4 protein-coding genes are annotated in these 7,431 nt (G+C 68.5%); 3 read left to right on the top strand and 1 reads right to left on the bottom strand.

Annotation, left to right across the window (positions count from 1 at the left end; all coding sequences use genetic code 11):
- The first annotated feature begins 111 nt into the window (after nucleotides 1-111).
- Nucleotides 112-1,704 carry an alkyl hydroperoxide reductase subunit F gene (ahpF, locus tag C693_RS0109140; protein WP_017461962.1) on the top strand — a complete coding sequence of 531 codons (1,593 nt, stop codon included), beginning with the start codon at nucleotides 112-114 and terminating at the stop codon, nucleotides 1,702-1,704.
- 89 nt (nucleotides 1,705-1,793) lie between these two features.
- On the opposite strand, the gene prpE is transcribed toward ahpF, so the two are convergent.
- Nucleotides 1,794-3,689 carry a propionate--CoA ligase gene (prpE, locus tag C693_RS0109135; protein ID WP_017461961.1) on the bottom strand — a complete coding sequence of 632 codons (1,896 nt, stop codon included), beginning with the start codon at nucleotides 3,687-3,689 and terminating at the stop codon, nucleotides 1,794-1,796.
- Nucleotides 3,690-4,316: 627 nt separating this feature from the next.
- Between prpE and C693_RS0109120 the strand changes: the two genes are divergently transcribed.
- Both C693_RS0109120 and C693_RS0109115 read left to right on the top strand, forming a co-directional pair.
- Nucleotides 4,317-5,540 (top strand): collagen-like triple helix repeat-containing protein, encoded by a 1,224-nt coding sequence (locus C693_RS0109120; protein ID WP_017461958.1) that lies wholly within the window; start codon nucleotides 4,317-4,319, stop codon nucleotides 5,538-5,540.
- Between the two features lie 105 nt (nucleotides 5,541-5,645).
- Entirely contained in the window at nucleotides 5,646-7,325 is a 1,680-nt protein-coding gene (locus C693_RS0109115; RefSeq protein WP_017461957.1) for a ShlB/FhaC/HecB family hemolysin secretion/activation protein, read from the top strand.
- The last annotated feature ends 106 nt before the right edge of the window (nucleotides 7,326-7,431 follow it).

Here is a 7,431-nt window from a genome sequence, read left to right as displayed (position 1 = left end):
CGCGCCCGGTCCGCGGATCACCCGGACCTCTCGTTCTCCCATTGAACGTTCGCGACGCCCGGGATTTTCCCGGGCGCTCGCCAGACTCACCCCATCACCAGGGAAATCGCCATGTTGGACGCCAATCTCTCCGCCCAGTTGAAGGCCTACCTCGAGAAGGTCACGCAGCCGATCGAGATCGTCGAGTCGCTCGACGACGGCGCCAAGTCCGCCGAGCTGCACGAGCTGCTCGAAGAGATCACCGCGCTCTCGGACCAGATCACCCTGGTGCGCCGCGACGACGACGCGCGCAAACCCTCCTTCGCGATCAACCGCAAAGGCACGGATATCGGCGTGCGCTTCGCCGGCATCCCGATGGGCCACGAATTCACCTCGCTCGTGCTCGCCCTGCTGCAGGTCGGCGGCCATCCGTCCAAGGCCACACAGGACGTGATCGAGCAGGTACGCAACCTCGACGGCGAGTTCGCTTTCGAGACCTATTTCTCGCAGTCCTGCCAGAACTGCCCGGACGTGGTGCAGGCGCTCAACCTGATGAGCGTGCTGAACCCGAAGATCAAGCACGTCGCCATCGACGGCGCCTTGTTCCAGGACGAGGTGGACGCGCGCCAGGTGATGTCGGTGCCGACCGTCTACCTCAACGGCGAAGTGTTCGACCAGGGCCGCATGAGCCTGGAACAGATCGTCGCCAAGCTCGACACCGGCGCCGCCAAGCGTGACGCCGAGAAGCTGACGACCAAGGAGGCCTTCGACGTGCTGATCGTCGGCGGCGGCCCGGCCGGCGCGGCCGCGGCGATCTACAGCGCACGCAAGGGCATCCGCACCGGCGTGGCGGCCGAGCGCTTCGGCGGCCAGGTGCTGGACACCATGGGCATCGAGAACCTGATCTCGGTGCCGCACACCGAAGGCCCGAAGCTCGCTGCCGCGCTGGAGCAGAATGTGCGCGAGCACGAGGTCGACGTGATGAACCTGCAGCGCGCGACCAGGCTCATTCCGGCCAGCGATGCCACCGGCGGTCTGGTCCAGGTGGAGCTGGAGAACGGCGCGACGCTGAAGTCCAAGACCGTGATCCTCTCCACCGGCGCACGCTGGCGGCAGATGAACGTGCCGGGTGAGGACGCCTACCGCAACAAGGGCGTGGCCTACTGCCCGCACTGCGACGGCCCGCTGTTCAAGGGCAAGCGCGTGGCGGTGATCGGCGGCGGCAACTCCGGCGTGGAGGCGGCGATCGACCTGGCCGGCATCGTCAGCCACGTCACCCTGCTCGAGTTCGACAGCCAGCTGCGCGCCGACGAGGTATTGCAGCGCAAGCTGCGCAGCCTGCCGAACGTGGCGATCCTGGTGAACGCGCAGACCACCGAAGTGCTGGGCGACGGCCAGAAGGTCAACGGCCTGACCTACAAGGACCGCGTCAGCGGCAACACCCACACGGTCGACCTGGAAGGCATCTTCGTGCAGATCGGCCTGCTGCCGAACACCGAGTGGCTGAAGGGCACGGTGGAACTGTCGGCGCGCGGCGAGATCGTCATCAACGACCGCGGCGAGACCTCGCTGCCGGGCGTGTACGCCGCCGGTGACGCCACCACGGTGCCGTACAAGCAGATCGTGATCGCCATGGGCGCCGGCTCCACTGCCGCGCTCAGCGCCTTCGACCACCTGATGCGCCTGCCGGTGGCAGAGCGCGAGAAGGTGACCGAAGCGGCCTGAAGAACCCCCCGCAGGGCGCAGGAAGGAAAACGGGACGGCTTGCCGTCCCGTTTTCCTTTGCGGCGGATCCTTGTGGCGGTAACGGAGCTTCAGCTGCCCAGGTCCGGCCCCCTGTCCAGCGCCTTGCGCACCTCGTCGAGCGAAGCCGGATCGTCCAGCGTGGACAGGTCGCCCGGATCGGTGTGCTGCACCAGCGCCTGCAGCGAGCGGCGCAGCAGCTTGCCCGAGCGCGTCTTCGGCAGGGCATTCACCACGTAGATGCGCGCAGGCCGGGCGATCGGACCGAGCTGGTCGGTCACCGCCTGCTGCATGCCGCGCGCCGCCTCTTCCGAGGAAGCGGTGGCGCCCTGCTTGAGCGTGGCGAACACCACCGGCACCTGCCCCTTGAGCTCATCCTTCATGCCGATCACCGCCGCCTCGGCCACCGACGCATAGGTGGCGACGGACTCCTCGATCTCGCGCGTGCCCAGCCGGTGCCCGGCCACGTTGATCACGTCGTCGGTGCGCCCGAGGATGTTGGTGTAGCCGTCCGCGTCGCGGATCGCCCAGTCCAGCGAGCTGTACAGCAGCTCCTTGAAGTGGCTGAAGTAGCTGTTGACGTAGCGATCGTCGTCGCGCCACACCGTGGTCAGGCAACCCGGCGGCAGCGGCGGCACCATCACCAGCACGCCCTTCTCGCCCGCGGCGGCTTCCTCGCCGGTGGCCTCGTTGATCACCTTCATGCGGTAACCGGGAGCGGGCAGTCCGGGCGAGCCCCACTTCACCGGCTTCAGTTCCAGGCCCGGCATCAGGGTGAGCGCCGGCCAGCCGGTCTCGGTCTGCCAGTAGTTGTCGATCACCGGCACCCCGAGGCCATCGGTGATCCAGTGCGCGGTCGGCTCGTCCAGCGGCTCACCGGCGAGGAACAGCCACTTGAGCGAGGAGAGATCCGCCTTCTTCAGCCACGACACGTCCTGCTTCTTCAGCAGGCGGATGCCGGTGGGCGAAGAGAACATGGAGCGCACGCGATACTTCTCGCACAGCCGCCACCAGATGCCGGGGTCGGGGTTGGTCGGCAGCCCTTCGTACAGCAGCGACGTCGCGCCGACGATCAGCGGGCCATAGACGTTGTACGAGTGGCCCACCGCCCAGCCCACGTCGGAGGTGGAGAACATCACCTGTCCCGGCCCGATGTCGAACACCAGCCGCGTGGACATCGCCATCGCCACCGCATAGCCGCCCACGTCGCGCTGGATGCCCTTGGGCTTGCCGGTGGTGCCCGAGGTGTAGAGCAGATAGCTGGGCTCGTTCGACTCCAGCCACACCACCGGCACCTCGTCGTTCATGTGCTCGGCGCGCAGGCGGGCGTAGTCCAGGTCGCGGCCCTCCACCCGATGCATATCCGGATCCAGCCCGCGACTGACGATCAGCACGTGCGGCGGCGGCGCCTTCGCCTCGCCCAGCGCCGCGTCCACCAGCGGCTTGTACGGGATCACCTTGCCGCCGCGCATGCCGGCATCGGCGCAGATCAGCAGCTTGGGTTCGGCGTCGTCGATGCGCAGCGCCAGGTTGTGCGCGGCGAAACCACCGAACACCACCGAGTGGATCGCGCCGATGCGCGCGCACGCCAGCATCGCGTACACCGCCTCGGCCATGTTCGGCATGTAGATCACCACCCGATCGCCCTTGCCCACATCCAGCGACTGCAGGATGCCGGCAAAGCGATTCACCTCGCGGTACAGCACGCGGTAGGTGATCTCTTCGGTGGCGCCGGTCTCGGTGGAGATCGCCACCAGCGCCAGCTGCTCGCCGCGCTCGGCGATGTGGCGATCCACCGCGTTGTAGCAGAGGTTGGTGGTGCCGCCGACGAACCACCGTCGGAACGGCAGCTTCGAGGCGTCGAGAATCTGCTGCGGCGGCGTCTCCCAGTGGATCAGCCTCGCCTGCTCGCCCCAGAACCGTTCCGGCTCCTCGACCGACTGCCGGTAGAACTCGTCGTAGCCCATCGTCCGCTCCCTCACCCGTGCGATCGACGATATACCGCCCCCTTCCATCCGCCAGACCCGACTTTGGTCGGACAATTGCGCCGGCTGTGCCCGCCGGCCCATCCATCGCCAGAAATTGCCAATTGCGTCAATGCCTTGCATCGATCAAGGCGAGCCGCCATCGACGTCGACGAATTGCTGAATGCGTGCATCCCTGGCGCGCTGGAGCCCGTACGTCCGGAATGCAGGGGGAGCAAATGGAGCGGTACGTTTCGCTCGATCTCGAGAACGCACGCGTTCAGGAGGCAGATCATGCGCAAGACGACGACGTCATCGTGGAAGACACGCTTTCTCATTGTCAGCTGTCTTTCCGCTGGGGCCCTGGCACTCGCCGGATGCAGCGGTTCCGGCTCGGTCAGGTTGAACCATCCACCCGGAAGCTCGGCATCGCCAGGCAGCACCGGCGGAGGTGGTACCCCGGTCGGGGGTGGTGGTGACAACGGCGGAGGATCCGGGGGCACCGGCTCCGGCAGCGGCTCTGGAGGATCTGGCGGCGGTTCCGGTGGGTCCGGCGGCGGTGGTGGTGGATCCGGCGGTGGCGGTGGATCCGGTGGCGATGGCGGCGGTTCCGGTGATGGCGGCGGCTCATTGCCCGCGCCCAGCGGGCTGACCGGAGCGGTGCTCACCGACGCCGGCAACATCGTGGCGACCGCGGGCGGAGCCGTGTCGGGTATCGGCGCGCAGATTCCCAACCAGGTATTGCTCGGCGGCAGCAACGGCGTCACCGACGGACTCGCGGGCGTAGTCACCCATGTCGGCAACGCGGTCACCGCCGCTGGCGATGGGGTCGGCAGCGGCCTGGGCCAGGTGGGCAACATCGACGACCCGGTCGGCACCACCCTGGGCAGCACCGGAACGGTGGTGGCGTATACCGGCGACGCCGTGGACAGCCTCGGCCAGACGGTGGGCAGCCTGGGAGCCTTCCAGGGGTCGCCGATCCAGCCAATCACCTCCGCCCTCGGTGGCGGCATCTCGATGTTCGGCAATGGACTAGGCGATGGCGGCGCCGCGCTCGGCCAGATCATCGCAGCCGGATCGGTGCAATCGCTTACGCAATCGTTGAGCGGCGTCGTCACTCCCATCGCCGTGCTGGGACAGTCCGGCGCCAGCGGCGGCTCGACCAACATCGTGGCACTGGCCTCGCGCTCTGCGGGCGGCCTGGTCGATGGCGGCTCGAACCTGGTGAGCGGGCTCGGCAGCGCGGTGGCCTCACAGTCGCTGCCACTGGGCGGCAGCAGCACCACCCAGGCGCTGGGCGGCACGTTGCACACGCTGGGCGGTTCGCTGGACACGCTCGGCGCAGGCCTGAACAACGGGCTCGGCCAGACCGGCAGCATCGCCGATCCGGTCGGAGTGACGGCGACCGCGGCCGCCGGCACGGTCGGCGGGCTTGGCCAGACGATCACCGGCGCCGGTGGGACATTGGCCACGGTCGGCGACAACACGGCACTCGCACCGGTCACCGGCACCGTCGGCGGTGTCGTCGCCACCACCGGACAGGCCGTCACCGCGGTAGGCGGCGGTCTGGGTGATGCGATCGCCAGCGGCCCGCTGCATCCGGTCACCGGCACGCTCAGCCAGGTGGTGAACGGCGTGGCCGGTGCCGGTGACAGTGGCGGTGGCGGCGTCCTGCAGCCGGTCACCGGCACCCTCGGCAAAGCGGTCGGTGGCCTCACCGGCAGCGTGGGACTGTCCGGAACTCTCGGCCTCTCCGGCACGGTGCAGGGCGGCAGTTCGGCCTCGTCGCAGGGCTCCTCCGGCTCTGGCGGCCTGCTCGGTGGCCTGCTCCGCTCCAAGGGGGGCAGCCACTGACGATCCATGCACGACCCGGAACGGGGGCGGCAACGCCCCCGTTTCCGTTGCGCCAACGGGCGCCTCCGTCGCCCGGCCCCCATCCACGACACGTAAGGACACGTCATGAAGAGAGGAGCCTGCCTGCTGCTCGGCGCCACGCTGGTCGTCGGCGCCCAGGCACAGCAATCGCGCCCGTACGTGGGCAATCCCCTGCAGACCCTGCCCACGCCGGTGCCCATGGCGCCGACCCCAGCGGTTCGACTCAGCGTGCAGCCGCAGCGCAACGCGCAGTTGCAGGCGCTGCTGGCACGGACCCTGGTTCCCACCCGCTTCGAGATCGCCGGCGCACACGCACTGCCGGTGACCGAGATGGCGAAATTGTTCCAGCCGCTCGCCGGACACACCGTGCGCGTGGCCGACCTGATTGTCGCCGCCGACAAGGTCAGGGCGCTCTACGAATCTCATGGCTACGCGCTCTCTTTCGCCTACATCCCTGCCCAGACCTTCGCGGGCGGCGTGGTGCGCGTGGTGGTGGTGGAAGGCTATGTGGCGCAGGTGAAAATCCATGGCGACGCCGGCTCGCTGGAGGCGAAGATCCGCGCCATCACCTCGCACATCCAGGATGAGCGCCCGCTGCGCACCGCGACGTTCCAGCGCTACGTGCAGTTGCTGGGCCGGCTACCCGGCGCCCGTGTCGATGTCAACGTTCCGGCACCCACCACCACCGACGGCGCGACCCGGCTGGAACTCGACGTCACGCGCACCCGCTTCAACCTGGCCAGCAGCGTCGACTTCAATCATCCCGGCGTGCAGGGCTTGCTGAGCGCGACTTTGAACGGCCTGTCCCCGCTGGGCGAAAAGCTCACGCTGTCCACCCTCTTTCCGCGCGGTCGCGGCTCGCAGCGTTACGACGCCGGTTCGCTGGCGGTCCCGGTGGGCTCGGACGGGCTGCAGCTGAGCCTCGACGGCTCGCGCTACGACGGCCGGCCGGATGATTCGTTCCAGTCGCTTCCCGACCTGAGCCGGCGTCTGACCCAGCACCGCCTGCAACTGGCCGCAAGCTACCCGCTGCAGCTTTCCGCCGACCACATCCGGGAAATCGGCGGCGGCACCTTTCGCGCCGACGTCATTGACCGTTACCGCAACATCGTCACCAACGCGCAGCTCAGTCTGGACAGCCGGGTACGTGTGCTCTTCGCCACCTTCGACGACCAGCGCACGAGCACCCGACGCAGCCGCAAGATCAATTTCGCCATCGCCCGGGGACTGGATCGCTGGGGCGCGGAGTCGGTCGCGCGCAGCAGCCTCAGCGATGTCCCGCTGGCGTACCCCGGCGATGTCGCCTTCACCCGCTACAACGCCAGCCTCGAGCAGGCCGATCGATGGACCGCGCGCTTCGGCACGCGCTTCAGCGTCGCCGCGCAGTACAGCGCCGACACCCTGCCCAGCACCGAGCGGATCACCTTCGGCGGGGCGCGCTACGCGCTGGCCTACGACCCCGGTGAAGCCGCCGGCGACAGTGGCTGGGGACTGTCGCTGGAGCTCAACCGCAACTGGTCGGTGGGAAAGCGTTACCTGAAAACACTGACCCCGTATGCCGTCGCGCAGGTCGCCCGGGTCTACGTCCATCAGGGCCATCTGCCGATCGACCGCCTCGGCTCGGCCGGCGTGGGCCTGCGCATGTCCGACGACCGCCACTACGCCGTCGACCTCACCGTGGCGCAACCGTTTGGCGATCGTCCGCTGGAGGCGAGCCATCGACGCCCGCGCATCAATCTCGGGTTTTCCTACCAGCTCCGCTAGTTCTGGACGCGCCGGCAGCGCGGGGCGCCGCTCGTGGCCAAAGGACTTGACCCTCACGTAACGTGAGCCCTTAGCGTGCGGTCCCAAGCGAGGCGAACGGAGTGAC

The organism is Dyella ginsengisoli LA-4, assembly GCF_000334915.1.
In the GTDB taxonomy this organism is placed as follows: domain Bacteria; phylum Pseudomonadota; class Gammaproteobacteria; order Xanthomonadales; family Rhodanobacteraceae; genus Dyella_A; species Dyella_A ginsengisoli_A.
This window is presented reverse-complemented; position numbering and strand designations above follow the sequence as displayed.

What these genes read in the sequence shown, in the direction of transcription:
- ahpF (WP_017461962.1), top strand. Translation starts at nt 112, where the DNA reads ATGTTGGACGCCAATCTCTCCGCCCAGTTGAAGGCCTACCTCGAGAAG.
- prpE (WP_017461961.1), bottom strand. Translation starts at nt 3,689, where the DNA reads ATGGGCTACGACGAGTTCTACCGGCAGTCGGTCGAGGAGCCGGAACGG.
- C693_RS0109115 (WP_017461957.1), top strand. Translation starts at nt 5,646, where the DNA reads ATGAAGAGAGGAGCCTGCCTGCTGCTCGGCGCCACGCTGGTCGTCGGC.